Source organism: Nocardia sp. CA-145437 (assembly GCF_050956485.1).
In the GTDB taxonomy this organism is placed as follows: Bacteria; Actinomycetota; Actinomycetes; order Mycobacteriales; family Mycobacteriaceae; genus Nocardia.
Map to the genome: position 1 here is coordinate 5,829,166 of NZ_CP191204.1, position 19,681 is coordinate 5,848,846.

A 19,681-nucleotide genomic window follows, 5' to 3' on the forward strand; every position below is an offset into this window, starting at 1 on the left:
GAAACCGCTGATGAACAAGCGTTTTCGCGGGTTTCCGCATTTCCGGGAGCCCGCAGACTGACGCTATGACGGCAATAAGCCCCACACCGACAACAGCGGCCCCCGCTCGAACCGCCACGTCCCCCGTGCGAACGGCATCAGTCACTCCCCCGTGCACGGCAGTGGCGACCTCGCCGCGACCTGCGACGACGCCTTCGCGTGGGGCGATCACCTTCAGTCGCGGACCGATGTTGCATCCGCGGATCACGGTGTTGGTGCGACCGAATGGCGCGGTGCAGCTGGGGTGGAGTCCGGAGCGCGCGGTCATTCTGCGACCGCGCGGTCCCGTGGAGTCGGGGCCTGCGTTGGTGCGGCTGCTCGACGGGTCGCGGACCGAGTCGGAGATCCTCTGGCAGGCGCGGGAATTGGGGTTCGCGGTCGAGGACACGCGGACGCTGCTGGGGGAGCTGGCGGATGCCGGTCTGTTGGCGGCGGCGGAGCCGCGGAGCCGGCTGCGGACGGTGCGGGTGCATGGGCGTGGGCCCTTGGCGGACGCCCTGCTCGACGGGCTGCACGGGATCGGGCTGCGGACCAAGCACTCTCATGGGCGTCCGGGCGCGCCGGATAGCGGCGGGCCGTGGCCGGAGCGGCCGGATCTGCTGGTGCTGTCCGACACGCTGGTGCCCGATCCGGCGCTGGTCGCCGACCTCATGCGGGCGCGCGTCCCGCACCTGCAGGTGCGGATCCGCGACGGGGCCGGGATCGTCGGCCCGCTGGTGCTGCCGGGCGAAACCGCCTGCCTGCGTTGCGCGGACCTGTACCGCACGGCGGCCGAACCGGCCTGGCCGCAACTGTCCGCGCAGCTGCTGGGCCGGGTCGGGTGCGCCTCCCCGGCGGTGGCCGCGCTCACCGCGGCGCTGGCGCTGCGCGAGATCGAGACCGTCGCCCGCGGCCGCGCGGAGCGGCCACCCGCGAGTTTGAACGCCACCCTGGAATGGGACCCGGACCTCCCGCGGCTGGATCGGCGGACCTGGACGCCGCATCCCGACTGCGGTTGCGGCGCGGACGCGGCGGTGTGATGGAAACCACTCCCCCTCGTCACCCGGCAGAACACCCGAATCCCATGGCGAACCGTCTGGGACATCGGCATGATGGGAACGTGTCAGAGATTGTGAGCAAGCGCTCTTCCCGCAATGCCAAGCTGGCCAAGATTCCGCTCGGCATCGCAGGGCGGGCGGCCGTCGGGTTCGGCCGCAAACTTGCCGGGGGAGACAAGCAGGAGATCAACGCCGAGCTCAATCAGAAGGCCGCCGAACAGCTGTTCGCCGTGCTCGGGGAGCTCAAGGGCGGGGCCATGAAGTTCGGACAGGCGCTGTCGGTGATGGAGGCCGCCGTCCCCGAGGAGTTCGGCGAGCACTACCGCGAGGCGCTCACCAAGCTGCAGGCCGCCGCGCCGCCCATGCCGGTCGCGGCCGTGCACCGGCAGCTCGACCAGCAGCTGGGAACCGGTTGGCGGCAACGGTTCCGGGAATTCGACGACCAGCCCACCGCCTCGGCCAGCATCGGCCAGGTGCACAAGGCGATCTGGTCCGACGGCCGAACCGTCGCGGTGAAGGTGCAGTACCCGGGCGCCGACGAAGCGCTGCGCGCCGATCTCAAGACACTCAATCGGATGGCGGGCATGATGGGCGCGCTGATCCCCGGCGCGGAGATCAAGCCGATCCTCGCCGAGATCAGCGAACGCACCGAGGAGGAGCTGGACTACCGGATCGAGGGCGGGCACCAGCGCCAGTTCGCCAAGGCGTTCCACGGGCACCCCCGCTTCCTGGTGCCGAAGGTGGTAGCCAGCGCGCCGAAGGTGATCGTCACCGAATGGCTCGACAACGCCACCCCGGTCTCGCGAATCATCCAGCAGGGCATGGCCGATCCGGAGGGGACGGTCGAGCTGCGCAATCGGGTGGCGGCGCTGATGGGCGAATTCCATTTCAGCTCACCGGCCATCGCGGGACTGCTGCACGCCGATCCGCATCCGGGCAACTTCATGGTGCTCGAGGACGGGCGGCTCGCGGTCATCGACTACGGCGCCTGCGCCCCGCTGCCCAGCGGCTTCCCCAAGGTCCTGGGTGAACTGGTGGCGCTGGAGGTCGAGGACCGCTTCGACGAGCTGGTGGCGCTGCTGCACGACAATGGCTGGGTGATTCCCGGAAAGACGGTGAGCATCCAGGAGATTCAGGACTATCTCCGCCCCTTCACCGACCCGATCAAGACCGAAACCTTCCACTTCACCCGCCGCTGGATGCAGCGCGTCGCGGGCAAGGCCACCGACATCTCCAATGCCGAGATGATGAAAACGGCCCGCTCCCTGCAACTTCCGGCCGAACACGTGATGATCTTCCGGGTCCTGGGCGGCTCGGTCGGCATCTGCGCCCAGCTCGACGCCGAAGTCCCCTTCATGAAACTGATGAACGACTGGGTCCCCGGCTACGCCGAAACCCGCCGAGCGGCTTCGTAGGCAGAGGGTTTCGAAGAAGCCTCGCCCCGGTGCTCTGGCGACAGGGGTTTCAGGGTAAGCCCCTGAGAGCTACGAGAGTTGTTGTCAGGAGACGCAAAACGACCCGCCTACCTCCAGGTAAGCGGGTCGTATGCGTTCAATTCCCCCGGAAGCCGGGGCGGTCATGCCACCGTGACCTTGCGCGGGCGGCCACGCGGGCGCTTGCGGGCGATCACGACACCCTGGTCGAAGATCTCACCGCCCCAGACACCCCACGGCTCGGCACGATCCAGGGCGGCCGACAGGCAGCCCTGACGGATCGGGCAGCTGGCGCACAGCGCCTTGGCCTCTTCCAGCTGGGCCGGAGCCTCGGCGAACCACAGGTCGGGGTTGCCGGCGCGGCAGGGGACATTGATGGTGACGGCCCGGCGGGTGCGGGCGGTCGTGTTGGCCACGGTGTTGCGGCATGTCACTCGTTCACGGATGACCGTGGTGGACACGTCGTTCTCCTTCAGCTCGTGCATCGGTCGTTCGTAGGTTTCGCGAAACCGGTGCCGGTGGCTGGAGGCCGATAAAACTATGGCCACGGTTTCGCGTCTGTCGCGATCCGTGGCCAGGAGGTCTGGGAGGTGAATCCCTACCTGAGTCGACTTCGGTGTCGACTCCTGTTCACGGACGCTGGGTCGGTGGTGTTGGGGCGGGCTGCCAGCAGATGCACCGGTCGCTCGGATCCGGCTGCGCCTGTGACGGTTTCGACGGCCGAGCCGGTGACGGTGTCAGCGACTGCGGTTGCCGGGTACCAATTGCCCTCGGGCTCGTCCTGCTTGATCACGATCTGCTGATCCGCTTGGGCTTTGCTTGCAAAGACCTGAAGACCAAGATCGCCACTGAGGCCGGACACACGAATCCCCTGCGAAGCGAGGATCCCCAGGGAGACGGGCGCAACGGACATGACTGACGCCATGCTGACGCGGCCGGCGGTGATGCCGGTCGTCGCGATGCCTGCGTTGCTGTTCATTGGTCTGCCTCCCTCCTTCACTCGTTTGCGATCAGTGCTTGTCGCGCACGGGGTCTTCCCCTGTGCACCTGAACCACATTAGGTATCCATACAGATACGCACAACCTATTTTTGACCTGCGGTTTTCGACCTCACAACGGCGAGCACCTCCGCGCCGTAGGTCTGGAGCTTCTTCGCGCCGATCCCGGGTATCGCGACCAGGGCACGATCATCGGCCGGGCGTTGTTCGGCGATCGCTGTCAAGGTCGTATCGCTGAATACCACGAAATGGGGCAGTTTGAGCTCGTCGGCCTTCTCGCGGCGCCACTCCTTCAGCGCCTCGAGCAGTCCGGTGTCGATGTCGGCGGGACATCGCGAGCAGCGGCCCAGCATGGTGGCCTGGGTATTGAGCAACGGGCGGCCGCAGATCCGGCAGGTCGGGTGGACCCGCTTGGGACCGCTGGGCCGCTCGGTGGTGTGGGTGGCGATGCGCGAGGCCGGGGAATCGTCGGGGACCAGGCCGATGAGGAACCGGGAGCGGCGGCGCACCTTGCGCCCGCCCGCGGAACGGGCCAGCGCCCAGGACAATTGGAGGTGCTCGCGCGCCCGGGTGACGCCGACGTAGAGCAGGCGGCGTTCCTCCTCCAGCGCGGCCTCGTCGGACACGGTCGCGTCGGGGCCGAGCACGTGCTGGATGGGCAGGGTGCCGTCGGCCAGGCCGACCAGGAAGACGGCGTCCCACTCCAGGCCCTTGGCCGCGTGCAGCGAGGCCAGCGTGACGCCCTGCACGGTCGGTGGGTGCCGGGCCTCGGCGCGGGCGGCCAGCTCGCGCAGCAGGCCGGACAGATCGAGTTCGGGTTCGGCCTCGGCCAATTCCTCGGTGAGGGCGACCAGCGCCACCAGCGAGGCCCAACGCTCCCGGGCCTGGACGCCGACCGGCTCCTCCTTGGTGAGCCCGACTCCGGCCAGCGCCGCGCGCACCAGGGTCACCAGTTTCGGGCCGCGGGCATCGGGCAGGTCGTCGCGATTGGCGGCGGTGCGCAGCGCGGACACCGCCTGCCGCACCTCCGGCCGCTGGAAGAAGCCCTCGCCGCCGCGCACCTGATACGGGATGCCCGCCTCGGTGAGCGCCTGTTCGTAGACCTCCGACTGCGCGTTGATGCGGTAGAGGATGGCGATCTCCGCCGCGGGCACGCCCTTGCTCAGCAGTTTGGCGACCGCCTTGGCCACGGCGGCGGCCTCGGCGGGCTCGTCGTCGTATTCGGCGAAGGCCGGTTCCGGACCGTCGGGACGCTGCCCGATGAGCTGCAACCGGGTGCCCGCGATGCGGCCGCGGGCCGCGCCGATCACCCGGTTGGCCAGCGACACCACCTGCGGGGTGGACCGGTAGTCGCGTTCCAGGCGGACCACGGTGGCCTCGGGGAAGCGGCGCGAGAAGTCCAGCAGGAAGGTGGGACTCGCGCCGGTGAACGAGTAGATGGTCTGGTTGGCGTCGCCGACCACGGTCAGGTCGTCGCGATCGCCGAGCCAGGCGTCGAGCACCCGCTGCTGCAGCGGGGTGACGTCCTGGTACTCGTCCACCACGAAACACCGGTAGCGACCGCGGAACTCCTCGGCCACCGAGGAGTAGTCCTCGAGCGCGGCGGCGGTGTGCAGCAGCAGATCGTCGAAGTCGAGCAGCAGGCCGTCGGGGGTGTTCTTCAGCGCCTCGTAATAGGTGTAGACCGCCGAGACCTTCTTGGCCTCGTAGGGCACGTCGCGGTGGCGGCGGGCCGCCTCGCCCGCGTAGTCCTCGGGCGCGATGAGCGAGCCCTTGGCCCATTCGATCTCGCTGATCAGATCGCGCAGGCTGTCGGTGTCGGTGGGCAGGCCCGCGCGGCCAGCGGCCTGGGCCACGATGGGGAACTTGCCGTCGATCAGCCGCCACGGCACGTCGCCGACCACCTGCGGCCAGAAGTACTTGAGCTGCCGCAGCGCCGCGGCGTGGAAGGTGCGTGCCTGCACCTGCCCGGCCTCGCCGCTCAGACCCAGCGCCCGCAACCGGTTCCGCAGCTCCCCCGCCGCGCGGGCGGTGAAGGTCACCGACAGCACCTGATCGGCCCGGACGTGCCCGGCCGACACCAGGTGCGCGATGCGATGGGTGATGGTGCGCGTCTTGCCGGTGCCCGCGCCCGCCAGCACGCAGACCGGTCCCCGGGGCGCGCGCACGGCCGCCGCCTGCTCGGCATCGAGGTCGTCGAGCCGGAGCTGGGCCTGGGTGGTAGCGGCAGTCACGCGCTCCATCATGACAGCGCCCTCCGACATAGCCGGCGGCCATCGGCGTGGCGGCTCCGAATCGGCCGCCCCGGTGCGCGGATGCTCGATCAGACTGCGCGGCCGCTGGGTCGGCCCGAGTTCGGCGGAGCCGGGGGTCGCCGTCGCGCAGGCGGTTCAGTCGCGGTCGCGGAGGCGGCGCAGGGCGGCGGTGAAGCGGGGGGTCTGTTCGCCGAGGGTTTCGAAGAAGTCGTGGTCGCAGGCTTCGACCGCGCCGATGGCCCGATTGACCAGGGCGGCACCGGATTCGGTGGGGCGCAGGGAGCGGGCGCGTTTGTCGGTGGGGTGCTCGTGGCGTTCGAGCAGGCCCTTCTGTTCCAGGGTGCGCAGAACCTGGGAGGTCATCATGGGGTCGGTGGCGGCCTGGTCGGCGACGTCGCGCTGGGTGACGGGGTCGCCGCCCGACCGGCCGGTGAGCCAGGTCAGGGAGGCGAGCAGGACGAACTGGACGTGGGTGAGGTCGAAGGGGGCCAGGGCGGCGCGCTGGGCGGCCTGCCAGCGGTTGGTCACCTGCCAGAGCAAGAGACCGGGGCTTTCGTCGGCATGCTCGAATTCGGTGTGCAGTCCGTCATTCGCCATCACCGGCCGACCATAGCGCGGGAGATGACGGCGAAATCGTGGGCGGTGAGTTCGATCAGGCCGCGTCGCAGCACGATGCCCCAGTTGGGGACGCTGGTCAGGTCCAGTTCGCCGCGCAGCGTGTCGATGGAGGTCTGGCGGGCGGTGCGGTCGTAGTCGACCGCGCGCCGCCACGGGCGGAAGCAGCCGCCCCCGGCTGCTGAATCGGGCCCAGCCTCGACCTGCCAGGCCGGGCCCTCGGCGATGGTGCCGAGGGCGGTGAAGGCCTTGATCGGTTCGCCCTCGCGCATGCCGGTGCGAGGCGAGTAGTAGACGAGTCCGTCTCCGGCGTGCATGCGTTCCACGGCGGCGCGTTTGCCGTGATTGGCTTGTGCGAAGCCGAGTTCGACGCCGCGGCGGACGTGGTCGCGGGAGACGACGCCGAGCCAGTACCGGGTGCTCATACCAGCACCGCCTCGGCGGCCGCGACCAGCGCGTCGACATCACGCTGCAGGGATTCGCGCAGGCCGCTGCCCATGATCTTGATCCACAGAGCGCGCAGCGGGCCCTCCATGGTGACGCGGACGGTGACGGTGGTGGCGCCGGCGACGGTCGCGACCTCGTGGGCGAAGATCAGCCGCGCGCCGAGCAGCTTGGACGTGTCGATGAACTCGGAGTCGGTGAGCTTGGTGATCACGAACGTGGTCTTGGGGCCGCCCTTGGGCTTGAGGACGCCGGTCGCGCCCTGGACGAACGGGCCGTCGAGGGTGACCCATTCGGTGTCCTGGTTCCACTCCGGCCAGGTGGCCATGTCGGCCCACTTGGTGAAGAAGGCGGCGGGAGCGGCGGTCGAGGTGGCGGAGGCTTCGGCGATGAACGTCATGAAATTAGTATGCGCGCTTACTATTCACCCGTCAACCCCCGGTCCGCGCTCGGTTCCGAGCCACGGTCGATCCGCTCACAATGACCCCGCGGCAGGAACACGATCGGCGGTGAGTATGTTGCATCGACCGTGACTGCTACCGATCTGACCATGTACTCGACGACCTGGTGCGGCTACTGCCGCCGCCTCAAGACCCAGCTCGACGAGGCCGGGATCACCTACGAGGTGATCGACATCGAAGACCACCCCGAGGCCGCCGAGTTCGTCGGCAGCGTCAACAACGGCAATCACGTTGTGCCGACGATCAAGTACCGCGACGGCTCGACCGCCACCAACCCGAGCCTGCATCAGGTCAAGGAAGCCCTCGCCGCCATCGGCTGAGCCCCGTGGATACCGAAGAAGCCGCACACCCGTAGGTGTGCGGCTTCCTGTTGCACCGCCTCAGTTCTCGGCGGCCCAGGATTCGACGATGGTCCGGGCGATCGAGATCGAGCCCGGCAGTAGCAGTTTCGCCTCGCCGCCGGTGGCTCCGGTGGGCGATCCCCATGCGCCCGCGGCGAGCGCTTCGCGCACCTCGGCCCGGGTGAACCAGTACGCCTCGGCGATCTCGCCGTCGCTGAAGGCCAGGGGCTGGTCCGGGTCTCCGACCGCGGCGAACCCGAGCATGAGCGAGCGCGGGAACGGCCAGGGCTGGCTGCCCAGGTAGCGGATCTCGCGGACGTCGACGCCGACCTCCTCCTTGATCTCGCGTTCGACGCAGCGTTCCAGGGACTCCCCCGCCTCCACGAATCCGGCGAGCAGTGAGAACAGACCCTGCGGCCAGGTGTGCTGACGCGCCAGCAGGACGCGGTCGCCGCCGTCGTGGATGAGGCAGATGACGGCCGGGTCGGTGCGCGGGAAATCCTCGTGCCCGGCTTCGCTGATCCGGGACCAGCCGCCGTTGGCGGAGGTGGTGGGGCTGCCGTCGACCGCGCTGAAGGCGGCCTTGTCGTGCCAGTTCAGGACCGCGATGGCGGTGGCCAGCAGGCCGGTGCCGAAGTCGTCGAGGTCGAGGGTGGCGCCGAAGGCGCGCAGATCGGCCAGTTCGCCCTCGATGGTGTTGTCGCGCACCGCCCACAGGTGGATGTCGCCGTCGACGCCGAGGAAGACGGCCTCGGGGGCCCGTTCGGGGGCGAGGGTGAGCGCGGCCTCGAGCACCACGCCGCCCTGATCGACGCGGACCTGGCCGCGCTTGTTCATCCGGAGGAGTTTGGCCTGGGGCCAGCCCTCTTTCAGCGCCTGTTCGTCGGAGCGGAGGTGTTCGGCGCGGTCGAGCGAGGTCCGCGACAGCACCGGAACGGCATTGAGCTCAAAAGCTGACACACCCCGAGACTAGACGGGCGCTCCGCTCAGGCGTGGACGCGCCGCAGATACAGCAGCTTGTCGTGTGCCTCGAGGGCGTCGGTCTCGGGATCGCCGACCCGGATGAGGTTGCCGTCGCGGACCACGCCGAGCACGATGTCGCGCAGGTGGCGCGGGGAGCCGCCGATCTCCTCGGTCTCCACGTCGCGTTCGGCGATGGCGAAACCGGCGTCGGGGGTGAGCAGGTCCTCGATCATGTCGACCACGGTGGGCTTGGTGGTGGCGATGCCGAGCAGCCGGCCCGCGGTCTCCGAGGACACCACCACCGAGTCGGCGCCGGACTGACGCAGCACGTGCGTGTTCTCGGCCTCGCGGACGGCGGCGGAAATCCTTGCCTTGGGGTTGATCTCGCGGGCGGAGAGGGTGACCAGCACCGCGGTGTCGTCGCGGTTGGCCGCGACCACGACGGCCGACGCGTGCTGAACCCCGGCCAGCCGCAACACATCCGACTTGGTGGCCGAGCCCTGCACGGTCACCAGTCCGGCGTTGGCGGCGAATTCGAGCACCTGCGGGTCGGTGTCGACGACGACGATATTGCTGGGCTGTTCGCCGTCGGCGAGCATGGCGTCCACGGCCGTGCGGCCCTTGGTGCCGTAGCCGACTACCACGGTGTGATTACGCACGGTGCGCCTCCATCGCTGAATCTTGAACGCCTGCCGGGATCGTTCGGTGAGCACGGACAGGGTGGTGCCGACCAATACGATGAGGAACAGGATCCGCAGTGGCGTGACCACGAGAATATTGATCAGCCGCGCGGTGGGGGTGACAGGGGTGATGTCGCCGTAGCCGGTGGTCGACAGGGAGACCGTCGCGTAGTACGCGCAATCCAGCAGACCCATGTGCTCGCGGGCGTTGTCGTGGTATCCGTCGCGGCCGACGTACACGACCAGGGTGGCCCCGACCAGCAGCAGCACCGCCAGGCCGAGCCGCCGCAGCAGCGAATACCAGGGGCTGGACTGGGCGGACGGGATCCGCAGCACACCGACGAGCGCGAAGTCGGGCCGATCGGTGAGCCCGGCCAGTCCGCGCGAGGAATCACCCAACACGCGAATCACCGTTCATTTCTGGCACTTCTGGCAGCGACACAGGTCCGGAGCGTACCGGCCGAAACTGGGCGCGGCGGTTCCCAGCGGGGCGCGTCGCGAACTCGGACCGCGACCAGACTCATCCCTGGAGGTCCGGCGGCAGGTACTCCGGGTCCGGTGGCGGCTCGAAATCCGGTGGGAAATCGATGTCGGACAGCGGGAAGTCGAAGTCGGGCAGGGGATCCCGGAGGGTGCCGGACCGGGAACCCGTGTCCGCGTCCGCGGGCGGCTCGAGGTCCGGCGGCGCATCCGGGCCGGGTGGCGCTTCTGAGCCCGGGCGCGCCGAGGGCGCGGCGCCTTCCGGCGTTCCGGGACGCGCCGAAGCGGGCCGGGGGCGCAGCAATTCGACCTCGACCGGTTCGGTGGGCCCGGGATCGTCGTAGTCCGGTTCGTCCGGCGACGGGGGTTCGTCCGGCGGCGGCGCTTGCGGTGCGCGACGAGGAGCCGCGCTGGTGATGATGGCGGCGAGTTCGGCCGGGCCGGGCAGGTGCGCGGGCGCGATGGTGCGGCCGGAGCGGACGTAGTGGAAGGCCGCGAAGGTCTCGGCCAGCACGTCGGCTTCGGGGCGGCCGCTGCGCGCGGCTTCCAGCCGGGCCCAGGCCAGCCGGTAGACGGCCAGCTGCACGGCGACCGAATCCTCTTCGCCGCGCCGGGGTTCCGCGCCGGTCTTCCAGTCCACGATCACCCAGGCCCCGTCGGGGCGGCGGAAGACGGCGTCCATGCGGCCGCGGATCACGGTGCCGGCGATGGTGGTCTCGAAGGAGATCTCCACTTCCACGGCATTGCGGTCGGCCCACGGGGAGGCGAGGAAGGCTTCCTGGAGGCGCATCAGGTCGGCGTCGGTGTCGGCGGTGTCGGCCGCGCCGGGCAGGGTTTCGAAGCCGAGCAGGCGGGCGCCCGCGAACCAGCGCTGCAGCCAGGCGTGGAAGGCGGTGCCGCGGCGGGTGTAGGGGCTGGGCGGATAGGGCAGCGGACGGCGCAGGCGCGCAGCGAGTTTCGCGGGATCGGCGCGCAGGTCGACCAGGGCGGTGGCGGCGAGCTGGCCGGGGAGTTCGACCTCGCGGATGGATTGTTCGGCGGCGCGGTGCTCGGCGATGAGGGCGTCGACGTCCTCGGCCCAGCCCTCAGGGTCCTCGTCGTCGGGGTCGTCCGACGCGCCGTCGGTGGTCTCGGGATCGGTTGCTGTGTCGCCGAATCCGGGGCCGAAGTCGAGTTCGATCTGTTCGGGCCGGGATTCGTCGCGCAGCACGTCGAGGGCGGCCTTGACCAGGGCCGCGCCCTCTTCCACGAATTCGCGGCGGGCGCCGAGCGGGTCGCGGGGCCAGGTGGCGGTCTGCGGGTTGTCGGTGAAGGGGTTGAGGGTGCCGGGCAGCGGCGCGTCGTCCCAGCGGTCGATCCGCACGCCGCCGGACAGCGAGGAGCCCGGCGTCTCGGTCTCGTTCTTCAGTTCGAGCAGGAACCCGGAGGCGCCCTTGGGTTTCGAGCCGGTCTCGGCCCAGTGGTGGGCGGAGACGAACAGGGCGCGTTCGGTGCGGGTGAGGGCCACGTAGAACAGGCGGCGTTCCTCGTCGAGGCGGCGCGCGGCGAGGGCCTTCTTGTGTTCGTCGAGGGCGCGTTCGAGGTCGGCGCGGTCGTAGAGGTCGGCCAGGTCCAGGACGGGCACGCCGTCGGTGGCGTCCTCCTGGGCGCGGTCGCCGCGCAGCGAGGTGGGGAGTTCGGCGAGCGCGCCCATCCAGGTGGCGGTGCCGGTGCCGGACGGGAAGGTGCCGTCCACGACGTGCGGGACCGCGACCACCTCCCATTCCAGGCCCTTGGCGGCGTGCACGGTGAGGACCTGGACCCGGTCGTGGGCGACCTCGACTTCGCCCGGCTCCAAACCGTTCTCGACCTCCTCGGCGGCGGCGAGGAAGTCGAGCAGCCCGGTCAGGGAGGAGCGGTGGTCGGCGGTGTAGCCGGCCACCACCTCCGCGAAGGCGTCGAGGTGTTCGCGCCCGGCGGCGGCGTGGGTGCGGCGGGCCTGGGTCTCCACGCCGACGCCGATGGTGCGCTCGACATCGGCGACCAGTTCGGCCAGCGGCTGTCCGGAGCGTTCGCGCAGCGCGCCCAGTTCCCGGCCCAGCGCCACGATGCGGCCGAAGCCCTGCGGCGAATACTGTTCCGCCTCACCGGGATCGGCGATGGCGTCGCCGAGGCCCGCCTTCTCGGCGGGTTCGGGGGCGACCTCACGCAGCGCCTCGTCCAGGGTGGCGGTGTCGGTGATGGCGTCGGCCTGCCCGGCCGGGCGGCGAATGGACAGCTCGCGGGCGCGGCGGGACAGGGCCGCGATATCGGAGACGCCGATGCGCCAGCGCGCGCCGGTGAGGATGCGCACCGCGGCGCTGCCCGCGGCCGGATCGGCGATCAGGCGCAGGGTGGCGACGATATCGGCGACCTCCGGCGTGTGCAGCAGCCCGCCCAGGCCCACGATCTCCACCGGCAGCCCGCGCTCCCGCAGCGCCTCGGCGAGCGGCGCGGCATCGGCATTGCGCCGCACCAGGACCGCGGAGGTCGGCGGCGGGTTCTCGGCCTCGGCCGCCTCGGCCCATTCGGCGGCGATCCGTTCGGCCACCCATTCCCGTTCCATCGCAACGGTTTCCGCCAGAGCCAGCGCTACCAGACCGTCGGTGGCGTCGGGCCGGGGCCGCAGCGCGTCCACCGTCACTCCCCCGCCCCGCGCCGCCCGCTCACGCAGCGGATCCGACACCAGGTTGGCCAGATCCAGCGCTTCGGGCGGATTGCGCCAGCTGGTGAGCAGCGGCAGCACCGGCGCGGGAACCCCTGGCGCACTGGGGAAGTCGGTGGTGAAGCGCGGCAGATTGGCCGCCGAGGCGCCACGCCAGCCGTAGATCGACTGCATGGGGTCGCCGACGGCGGTCACCGCCAGCCGCTGCCGCCGTGCCCGTGCGGCGGTCGAGTCGGCCGGTTCGCCGGGGCTGGTGGCGTCATCGGCGCGGGTGGGCCGCCGTGCCGGGTCTCGACCGTTCTCCCGAACCCGCTCCGGGCGCACCGCGCCGCCGCCCGGCGCCGCGGCACGGGAGTTCGACAGCGCCGCCGCATCGCCTGACAGCGGGGCCGCATCGCCTGACTGCGGGGCCGCGGCCGTATCACCGGACGGCGCGGTGGATTCCGGGACCATGGCTGCCGCGCCGAACAGGGAGGAGAGCAGGATGCGCTGGGAGTGGCCGGTGTCCTGGTACTCGTCGAGGAGGACCAGGCGGAAGCGGTCTCTTTCCGCCGCACCGACTTCCGGATGGGTGGCGGCGAGACGGGCGGACAGCGACATCTGGGCGCCGAAGTCGAGGGCGCCGCGGCGGCGGAGTTCCTCGGCGAGGCGGTCCACCAGTGGGAGCAGGGCCACCCGCTCCTGCTGGGCTTCGACGATGTCGGTGAGGGCGCGTTTGGGGCCGCCTTTCTGGCGGGGCCCGGCGGGGAGCGTGTGGACCAGGCGCTCCAATTCCAGGTGGGCCGTGGCCAATTCGCGGGGATGGACCAGGTGTTCGGCGAGCTGGCCGGTCAGGGCGAGGACGGCTTCGGTGACGCCGACGGGGCTGCGGTCGGTGTCCAGGTCGCCGTCCCAGGTGGAGACGACGCGGTAGGCGAGCTGCCACAGCTGGGTCTGGGTGAGCAGGGTGGCGGTGGGCTCGACCGGCAGCAGCAGGCCGTATTCGGTGAGCAGGCGGCCCGCGTAGGAGTGGTAGGTGCTGATCTCGGGTTCGGCGGCGGCGAGCTGGGCGCGCAGATGCCCGGTGGGGTCGAGGTCGCGGACGACGGGTGCGCCCGCGAGCCGGGCGAGACGGGTGCGGATGCGGGTGGTGAGCTGCTGCGCGGCCTTGCGGGTGAAGGTCAGGCCCAGCACCTGATCGGGTTCGACCAGGCCGTTGGCCACCATCCACACCACGCGGGCGGCCATGGTCTCGGTCTTGCCGGCGCCCGCTCCCGCCACCACCAGGGTGGGGCCGGGTGGGGCGGCGATGACGGCGGCCTGTTCGTCGGTGGGCGGCGGCAGGCCCAGCGCGTCGGCCAGTTGTTGCGGGGTGACGCGGCCTCCGGCGGCCCGGTCGTCACCCGCCACGGGTTCGCCGTCGGATGCGGTGGTCACTCGTCGGTCACCTGGCGGCCGCGGTCCTGCACGGGGCAGCTGCCCGCCACCTTGCAGTGGCGGCAGCCGTCATTGCGCATGGCGAGGTAGCTGGGGCCTTTCGAGGCGTCGGCGGCGTGGTGCACGATGTCGCGCCAGCTGTCGACGCCCGCGGCGTCCAGCGCCGGCTGGGTGCGCTGGGTGGCGCCTTCCTTGGCGTTGGGTTTGGCGACGTAGACCAGGCGCGCGCCGCCGGGTTCGCCCTCGCCGAGCGCGCCTTCGGCGGCGGCGACCTGGTAGGTGGCCAGCTGCGCGTGCTCCTCGGCGGCCTGTTTGGAGATGGGGGTCTTGCCGGTCTTGACGTCCACGATGACGAAGCGGCCCAAGCCATCTCGCTCCACCCGGTCCACGCGGCCGGTGATCCGCACCGGCACCTCGCCGGGGCCGCGGGCGGGCAGCACGCAGTCCACCGGGACCTCGACGCCGATGGCGGTGAGCTCGTCGCGGGTATTGCGCAGCCAGGCCAGGAAGGTGTCGACCATGGTCTCGGTGCGGCGCAATTCCGCCCGGGAATGCCAGTTCTCGCCGTCGCGGGCGGTCGGGTCGACCTTCTTCCACGCCTTCACCAGGGCCTGCTTCACCTGGACTTCGCTGACCTGCCCGGCCAGCGCCTGCACCAGGGTGTGCACCAGATTGCCCTTGAGGGCGTGCGGGTTCTCCGCGTCGCTGCCGCCGTGGCGTTCCAGCGCCCAGCGCAGCGGGCAGGTCTCGAGCTGGTCGACGGTGGACGGGGACAGGGAAATGACCCCGGATTCGCTGTCCCACAACGGATTCACCGAGGAGAGTTCGGCGGTGCCGTACCAGTCGTCGGGGTGCGCGCCCCGCACGCCCGCCTGGGCCAGCCGCGCCAACTGCCGGGCCGCACGGGCGCGACGTTCCGGCGCCGACTCGGGATCACAAGCGGCGGTGCGCAATTCGGCGATCAGGGCGTGCATGGCCAGGGCGCGGCCCGGGTCCACGGCCGGTGGAATCTTGCCCGGGCGTCCGTCGGCGGCGTCGGCGTCCAGCTCGCCGAGGAAGCGCGACGGCACCAGATCCTGGTCCCCCGTGACCGATTCGACCGCCGTGACCAGCAGCGACCGGCGGGCCCGGCTGCACGCGACCAGCAGCAGTCGCCGCTCCTCGGCCAGCAGCGGCGCGGACCGGCTCACCTTCTCCCCCGAGCCGCCCACGCCCGCGAGCAGGTCCACCAGTTCCTCGACGCCCAGCAGGGTGCCGCGCAGCCGCAGGTCGGGCCAGATCCCTTCCTGGACTGCGGCCACCGCCACGGTGTCCCATTCCTGGCCCGCGGCCGCGTGCGCGCTGCAGATGGTCACCGCCTCGCCCGGGTCGGTGATCGGCGCGTTGTCCTGCGGAATCACCTGCTGCTCGAGGTATTCCACGAAGCCCTCGACGGTGGCGCGCGGCAGCCGGTCGACGTACGCCGCAGCGGCCTCGAACAGCCCGACCACCGCGTCGAGGTCCCGATCGGCCTGCATGCCGCCCGCGCCGCCGCGCTCGGACTGGCCCACCCAGCGCCGTTCCAGGGCGGAGGCAGTCCACACGCCCCACATCACGTCCTCGAGACCGGCTCCTTCGCGCCGCAGCTTGCGCGCCCGGCCCAGCGCCTTCAGCACGCGCCGCAGGGGCGCGGCCTCCACGGTGGTGAGCTTCTCGAGCAGGACCCGATTCCCGGTTCCCACCAGCAGATCCCGGAGGATCTCGGCTGACGAACGGTCCAGATCGGCGAAACGACTCGAATCGGACTCCACCACAACAGGTTCGGCCGCGTCGGCGGGCGCCGGGGCTGCGGCGTCCGCGTCGTCACGCTGTGGATAGCCGAGTTCCATCACCGTGCGCCGGATGCCGCGGCGCAGCCGGCGCAGACTGATCTGGTCGGCGCCGCCCAGGGGGCCCGCGAGCAGGTCGAGCGCGTCGTCGGCGGTGAAGGCGATGGGTCGCGGGTGCCGGACGGCGGTCGGGTCACCGGCGGTGATCGCGCGCAGCGCCAACAATATCCAGGCCGCGCCCCGTCGCCGGGCGAGCGGGACATCGGCGGGCGGCTGCCGGACCGGCACTCCGGCGGCGAGCAGGGCCCGGCGCAGCGGGGCCAGGGACAGGGGGACCGACCGCACGATCACGGCCATCCGCGACCAGGGCACGCCGTGCGTGAGGTGGGCACGGCGCAGGTGGTCGGCGATCAGCGCCGCCTCCTTGGCGGGTGTGGTGAGGACCTGCACCCGTACCTCACCCTCGAGGTGCGCGGCACCCCAGTACATTTCGGGCATTTCGGGCGCGGTGATGGTCCGGGCGCCGTGCGAACGCCCCGCCCTGTCGCGAGTGGGTTCGGCGGGCGCGCCGGGTGCAGTGCGATGGGTCGCGGAGCCTGGGAGGCGGGACGCGATACGGTTGGCTACTTCTTGGACAGCGGTGGCCGAGCGGTGGTTTCGGCGGAGGATGAGGCGGCGGTCGGCTGGGGCTCCTGGGTCGGCGGCGAAGCGGGGGTCGGCGCCGCGGAAGGTGTAGACGGCCTGGTCCGGATCGGCGGCGATGATGGTGGCGGCATTGCCGGAGCCGAGCAGACGGATCAGCTGGGCGGCATGGGGATCGAGGTGCTGGGCATCGTCGGCGAGCACGCAGTGCAGCTGATCACGTTCGGCGGCAAGGAGTTCCGGGTCGGCGTGGAAGGCGTCGAGAGCGGCGGTGACGAGTTCGGCCGCATCGAGGGCGGGCGCGCTGGCCTCGGGCACGTCCATGCCGACCGACCAGCGCAGCATCATGATCTGCTCGTAGCGTTCGGCGAAATAGCCGGCGGCGACCCATTCGGGGTGACGATGTTCGCGGCCGAGTTCGATCAGATCCTCGGGTCCCAGACCGCGTTCTGTGGCCCGCAACATGAGGTCCCGCAATTGTTCAGCGAACCCCGCCGCGGTAAGGGCCGGATGCAGGCGTTCGGGCCATCCGGCGGCGCCGTCGGCGAGGTCGCCGCGCAGCAGTTCGCGGATCACGATGTCCTGTTCGGATCCGGTGAGCAGGCGCGGCGGCGGATTGCCGTGGGCGGCCGCGAAGGAGCGCAGCAGGCCGAAGGCGTAGGAGTGGACGGTCCGCACCAGCGGCCCCCGGGTCGCTCCGGGCACGCCGGCCACGTCCGGATCGAACGCGGTGGAATCGAACCCAGCCGGATCGCGGGCGGCCGCGGCGACGCGGGCGGTGATGGCCGCGCGCACGGCGGTGGCGGCACGCTTGGTGTAGGTGAGGACCAGCACCGATTCCGGGGCGGCCCCGGCCAGGATGCGGGCGGCGGCCACCTCGGCCAGCAACGTGGTCTTTCCCGTGCCGGGCCCGCCGAGCACGTGCCACGGTCGCCAGCCGGGGTCGGCGCCGAGCTCGTGGAAGAGCGGCCGGAGGGCGGGGTCCCACTCCCGGGGGAGTGTCTCCGACTCGGCTCGGCGCACCAATTGCACCGAGCTATCCGATCGCATCACGTCGGCTATTTCAACAGACCGGCCCGACAGTTTTCGTTTGCCATGAGTTGTCCGTGCCGCCGGTCACATTCCACGAGGCGTTCATGATCGACCAGGGCGGGCGCGGTCCCCGATGTCCCGCGGCGCGGGCAGGCAGCAGAATGGGCGTGTGGTGGAGCTTCATACTCATCGTTTCGGTCCCCCGACCGGTCCGGTCGTGCTGGCATTGCACGGGTTGACGGGCCACGGCAAGCGCTGGCAAGCCCTGGCCGACGAACATCTCCCCGACGTCCGGATCATCGCACCGGATCTGCGCGGGCACGGGAGGTCGCCCGGCGTGCCGCCGTGGGATTTCGAGGCGATCGTGGATGATCTCGCCGCATTGCCGGAACTCGGGACCGGCGAACCGGTGGTGGCGCTCGGGCATTCGTTCGGCGCGGCCGTCGCGGTGCATCTGGCGCATCGGCGACCGGAGCTGGTGCGCGGCCTGGTGCTGCTGGATCCGGCCATCGGCCTGGACGCCGAGCGCATGCTGGGCATCGCGACCTCCATGCTGGCGTCGCCGGATTACGAGAGTGTCGAGCAGGCCCGTTTCGACAAGCTGGAGACCGCGTGGGGCGAGGTCGATCCCGCGGTGCTGGACGCCGAGCTGGCCGAGCATCTGGTGCCGACCGCGCACGGCCGGGTCGGCTGGCGGATGACGCTGCCCGCGATCATCGCCTATTGGGGTGAGATCGCGCGTGACTTCGTGCTGCCGCCGCGTGATCTGCCGACGGTCATGGTGCAGGCGATGAAGGTGGATCCGCCGCTGGTGTCCCCGGACTTCCGGGCGGCGCTGACCGCGCATCTGGGCGACCGGCTCACCGTCCACGACTTCGACTGCGACCACATGGTGTCGCAGGCGCGCCCCGCGCGGACCGCGGAACTGGTCCGCACTCTGCTCTGATCTCACGGAAGGCGTGAAATGCCCACCAGCGAAGCCGAAATCGAGCGGGTGCGGGAATTGGTGGCGGCGATTCCACCCGGCCGGGTCGCCACCTACGGCGATATCGCGGCCGCGGCGGGCTTGTCCACACCGCGCACGGTGGGCTGGATCATGCGCACCGACGCCGCCGATCTGCCGTGGCATCGGGTGCTGCGCGCAAACGGCACGCCCGCACCACATTTGGCGCACCGGCAGTTGGCTCAGCTGGCCGCCGAGGGCTGCCCGCTGGCCGGGGATCGCGTGGACTTGCGGCGGGCCCGGTTCCGGTTCGAGGACTGAACCGGCTACCGGCCCCGGGCCACGGAGGAATTCTGTTCCTTACAAACGAAAATCATGGAAAAACTCCGGCCGGATCGACGAAATTGCCGGGCCGGAACGGCCATCAGGCCGCGCCGCGCTCGAACCGGCGGCGTTCGCGCGGCGAGAGTCCGCCCCAGATGCCGAAACGCTGATCGTGGGCGAGCGCGTAGTCGAGGCATTCCTTGCGCACGTCGCACGAGGAGCAAATGCGCTTGGCCTCACGAGTGGAGCCGCCCTTGTCGGGAAAGAACGCCTCGGGGTCGGTCTGGGTGCACAGGGCCTGCTGGTGCCAGGATTCGGAGTCGGCTCCGTCCCGGCGGGCGAGAGATTCGAACATGGCATCGAAATTGGTGAAAAGCAGCTTCACAATCCTCATCCCTTCAATACAAGTATCAGAAAGAAAGACGCGCGGTATGGTTTTTATCGGCCCATGCCGCAGTCACCACTGACCGCAGCCAACCGCGCCTGCTCACCATTGACGAAGATGCGACGGGCGTGCACAGCCGCCGGAGCCGCCGACCACGGCGCGAGCGCGGTGGTGAACATGAGTTCGCACCAGCTCAATGCCGGAACCTCGCCGCCCGCGAGGGTATTCAGAAGAGAAAGTTCCTGATCACTGTCATTCCACGCGGCGAACAACCACGAGGCGTCCAGCCGGCCCAGGAATTCCTCGGCGTCCTCCGGAATGCCCAGCGGCGCGTCGACCGCGAGGTGAACGACTGCGGCGATCGCGTGGCGCATACGGGCATCGAGACCGACACCGTCATGGAGCAACAGGCCTTCGAGCGACTCCCGCAATCCCGCGCCGCGGTCGATCCGGAAGTCGTTCCGCCGGGCCGTGGTGACGTCGAACATTTGTTTCCTCCCTTGAAAATGCGCTTGTCCCAAAAGCGCCATGCGCTGATTTAAATGGCCCCGTGATCTTGTTGTCCAGTTTTGGGGCAATCTGGGGCAAACCCCTAGCAGTACTGACACTGGCCAGTGTGGGTACCCGCCGGGAACCGCACCGCAGGGTGCCTGGCACCACGCGGGCAAACATATAGGGAGTGGCGCGTTCCGCCGTTTATCG

General features: G+C 70.6%; 17 protein-coding genes. 5 read left to right on the top strand and 12 right to left on the bottom strand.

Annotated features, from left to right (window positions below):
- Positions 1 to 254: 254 nt before the first annotated feature.
- The gene (locus ACQPYY_RS27145) at positions 255 to 1,058 is read left to right on the top strand and encodes a hypothetical protein (RefSeq protein WP_433594737.1); all 804 of its coding nucleotides are present in this window, start codon (positions 255 to 257) and stop codon (positions 1,056 to 1,058) included.
- 44 nt (positions 1,059 to 1,102) lie between these two features.
- The gene (locus ACQPYY_RS27150) at positions 1,103 to 2,491 is read left to right on the top strand and encodes an ABC1 kinase family protein (RefSeq protein ID WP_379094266.1); all 1,389 of its coding nucleotides are present in this window, start codon (positions 1,103 to 1,105) and stop codon (positions 2,489 to 2,491) included.
- A gap of 161 nt (positions 2,492 to 2,652) precedes the next feature.
- Here the strand turns inward: ACQPYY_RS27150 and ACQPYY_RS27155 are convergent, their stop codons facing one another.
- The 6 genes from ACQPYY_RS27155 to ACQPYY_RS27180 all read right to left on the bottom strand — a co-directional run bounded on the left by ACQPYY_RS27155 (position 2,653) and on the right by ACQPYY_RS27180 (position 7,221).
- The gene (locus ACQPYY_RS27155) at positions 2,653 to 2,994 is read right to left on the bottom strand and encodes a WhiB family transcriptional regulator (RefSeq protein WP_357086867.1); all 342 of its coding nucleotides are present in this window, start codon (positions 2,992 to 2,994) and stop codon (positions 2,653 to 2,655) included.
- A 113-nt stretch (positions 2,995 to 3,107) separates the two neighbouring features.
- Positions 3,108 to 3,488, bottom strand: a complete 381-nt coding sequence (locus ACQPYY_RS27160; protein WP_433591505.1) for a hypothetical protein — start codon at positions 3,486 to 3,488, stop codon at positions 3,108 to 3,110.
- A gap of 105 nt (positions 3,489 to 3,593) precedes the next feature.
- Entirely contained in the window at positions 3,594 to 5,750 is a 2,157-nt protein-coding gene (locus ACQPYY_RS27165) for an ATP-dependent DNA helicase UvrD2 (protein WP_433594738.1), read from the bottom strand.
- 147 nt (positions 5,751 to 5,897) lie between these two features.
- The gene (locus ACQPYY_RS27170; protein ID WP_433594739.1) at positions 5,898 to 6,359 is read right to left on the bottom strand and encodes a MarR family winged helix-turn-helix transcriptional regulator; all 462 of its coding nucleotides are present in this window, start codon (positions 6,357 to 6,359) and stop codon (positions 5,898 to 5,900) included.
- Positions 6,359 to 6,802 (bottom strand): EVE domain-containing protein, encoded by a 444-nt coding sequence (locus tag ACQPYY_RS27175; RefSeq protein WP_433591506.1) that lies wholly within the window; start codon positions 6,800 to 6,802, stop codon positions 6,359 to 6,361. The genes ACQPYY_RS27170 and ACQPYY_RS27175 overlap by 1 nt, the downstream gene beginning before the upstream one ends.
- Complete coding sequence (locus tag ACQPYY_RS27180) at positions 6,799 to 7,221, bottom strand: SRPBCC family protein (RefSeq protein WP_433591507.1); 423 nt, start codon at positions 7,219 to 7,221, stop codon at positions 6,799 to 6,801. The genes ACQPYY_RS27175 and ACQPYY_RS27180 overlap by 4 nt, the downstream gene beginning before the upstream one ends.
- A gap of 129 nt (positions 7,222 to 7,350) precedes the next feature.
- On the opposite strand from ACQPYY_RS27180, the gene ACQPYY_RS27185 reads away from it, so the two are divergent.
- A complete protein-coding gene (locus ACQPYY_RS27185) occupies positions 7,351 to 7,602 on the top strand; it encodes a mycoredoxin (protein ID WP_357286972.1) in 252 nt (83 codons plus the stop codon).
- Positions 7,603 to 7,662: 60 nt separating this feature from the next.
- Here the strand turns inward: ACQPYY_RS27185 and nudC are convergent, their stop codons facing one another.
- The 4 genes from nudC to ACQPYY_RS27205 form a co-directional block, all read right to left on the bottom strand.
- Complete coding sequence (gene nudC / locus ACQPYY_RS27190) at positions 7,663 to 8,583, bottom strand: NAD(+) diphosphatase (RefSeq protein WP_433591508.1); 921 nt, start codon at positions 8,581 to 8,583, stop codon at positions 7,663 to 7,665.
- Between the two features lie 26 nt (positions 8,584 to 8,609).
- A complete protein-coding gene (locus ACQPYY_RS27195; RefSeq protein WP_433591509.1) occupies positions 8,610 to 9,668 on the bottom strand; it encodes a potassium channel family protein in 1,059 nt (352 codons plus the stop codon).
- A 118-nt stretch (positions 9,669 to 9,786) separates the two neighbouring features.
- Positions 9,787 to 13,845: an ATP-dependent helicase gene (locus ACQPYY_RS27200; protein ID WP_433591510.1), complete on the bottom strand. Its 4,059-nt coding sequence runs from the start codon at positions 13,843 to 13,845 to the stop codon at positions 9,787 to 9,789.
- On the bottom strand, positions 13,842 to 17,345 hold the full coding sequence (locus ACQPYY_RS27205) for an ATP-dependent helicase (protein WP_433594740.1): 3,504 nt from the start codon (positions 17,343 to 17,345) through the stop codon (positions 13,842 to 13,844). Before ACQPYY_RS27205 ends, ACQPYY_RS27200 begins: the two co-directional genes overlap by 4 nt.
- A gap of 151 nt (positions 17,346 to 17,496) precedes the next feature.
- Between ACQPYY_RS27205 and ACQPYY_RS27210 the strand changes: the two genes are divergently transcribed.
- Together ACQPYY_RS27210 and ACQPYY_RS27215 are read left to right on the top strand one after the other, a co-directional pair.
- On the top strand, positions 17,497 to 18,273 hold the full coding sequence (locus ACQPYY_RS27210) for an alpha/beta fold hydrolase (protein ID WP_433591511.1): 777 nt from the start codon (positions 17,497 to 17,499) through the stop codon (positions 18,271 to 18,273).
- Between the two features lie 18 nt (positions 18,274 to 18,291).
- Complete coding sequence (locus ACQPYY_RS27215; RefSeq protein ID WP_379094245.1) at positions 18,292 to 18,591, top strand: MGMT family protein; 300 nt, start codon at positions 18,292 to 18,294, stop codon at positions 18,589 to 18,591.
- 103 nt (positions 18,592 to 18,694) lie between these two features.
- Here the strand turns inward: ACQPYY_RS27215 and ACQPYY_RS27220 are convergent, their stop codons facing one another.
- Both ACQPYY_RS27220 and ACQPYY_RS27225 read right to left on the bottom strand, forming a co-directional pair.
- Positions 18,695 to 18,988, bottom strand: coding sequence for a WhiB family transcriptional regulator (locus tag ACQPYY_RS27220; protein WP_357286987.1), 294 nt, complete (start codon positions 18,986 to 18,988; stop codon positions 18,695 to 18,697).
- A 44-nt stretch (positions 18,989 to 19,032) separates the two neighbouring features.
- The gene (locus ACQPYY_RS27225) at positions 19,033 to 19,467 is read right to left on the bottom strand and encodes a hypothetical protein (protein WP_379094243.1); all 435 of its coding nucleotides are present in this window, start codon (positions 19,465 to 19,467) and stop codon (positions 19,033 to 19,035) included.
- Between the last annotated feature and the right edge of the window lie 214 nt (positions 19,468 to 19,681).

Coding starts and splice junctions, on each gene's coding strand:
- ACQPYY_RS27150 (WP_379094266.1), top strand. CDS start 1,103: ATGGCGAACCGTCTGGGACATCGGCATGATGGGAACGTGTCAGAGATT.
- ACQPYY_RS27155 (WP_357086867.1), bottom strand. CDS start 2,994: ATGCACGAGCTGAAGGAGAACGACGTGTCCACCACGGTCATCCGTGAA.
- ACQPYY_RS27160 (WP_433591505.1), bottom strand. CDS start 3,488: ATGAACAGCAACGCAGGCATCGCGACGACCGGCATCACCGCCGGCCGC.
- ACQPYY_RS27165 (WP_433594738.1), bottom strand. CDS start 5,750: ATGGAGCGCGTGACTGCCGCTACCACCCAGGCCCAGCTCCGGCTCGAC.
- ACQPYY_RS27170 (WP_433594739.1), bottom strand. CDS start 6,359: ATGGCGAATGACGGACTGCACACCGAATTCGAGCATGCCGACGAAAGC.
- ACQPYY_RS27175 (WP_433591506.1), bottom strand. CDS start 6,802: ATGAGCACCCGGTACTGGCTCGGCGTCGTCTCCCGCGACCACGTCCGC.
- ACQPYY_RS27180 (WP_433591507.1), bottom strand. CDS start 7,221: ATGACGTTCATCGCCGAAGCCTCCGCCACCTCGACCGCCGCTCCCGCC.
- ACQPYY_RS27205 (WP_433594740.1), bottom strand. CDS start 17,345: ATGCGATCGGATAGCTCGGTGCAATTGGTGCGCCGAGCCGAGTCGGAG.
- ACQPYY_RS27215 (WP_379094245.1), top strand. CDS start 18,292: ATGCCCACCAGCGAAGCCGAAATCGAGCGGGTGCGGGAATTGGTGGCG.
- ACQPYY_RS27220 (WP_357286987.1), bottom strand. CDS start 18,988: ATGAGGATTGTGAAGCTGCTTTTCACCAATTTCGATGCCATGTTCGAA.
- ACQPYY_RS27225 (WP_379094243.1), bottom strand. CDS start 19,467: ATGTTCGACGTCACCACGGCCCGGCGGAACGACTTCCGGATCGACCGC.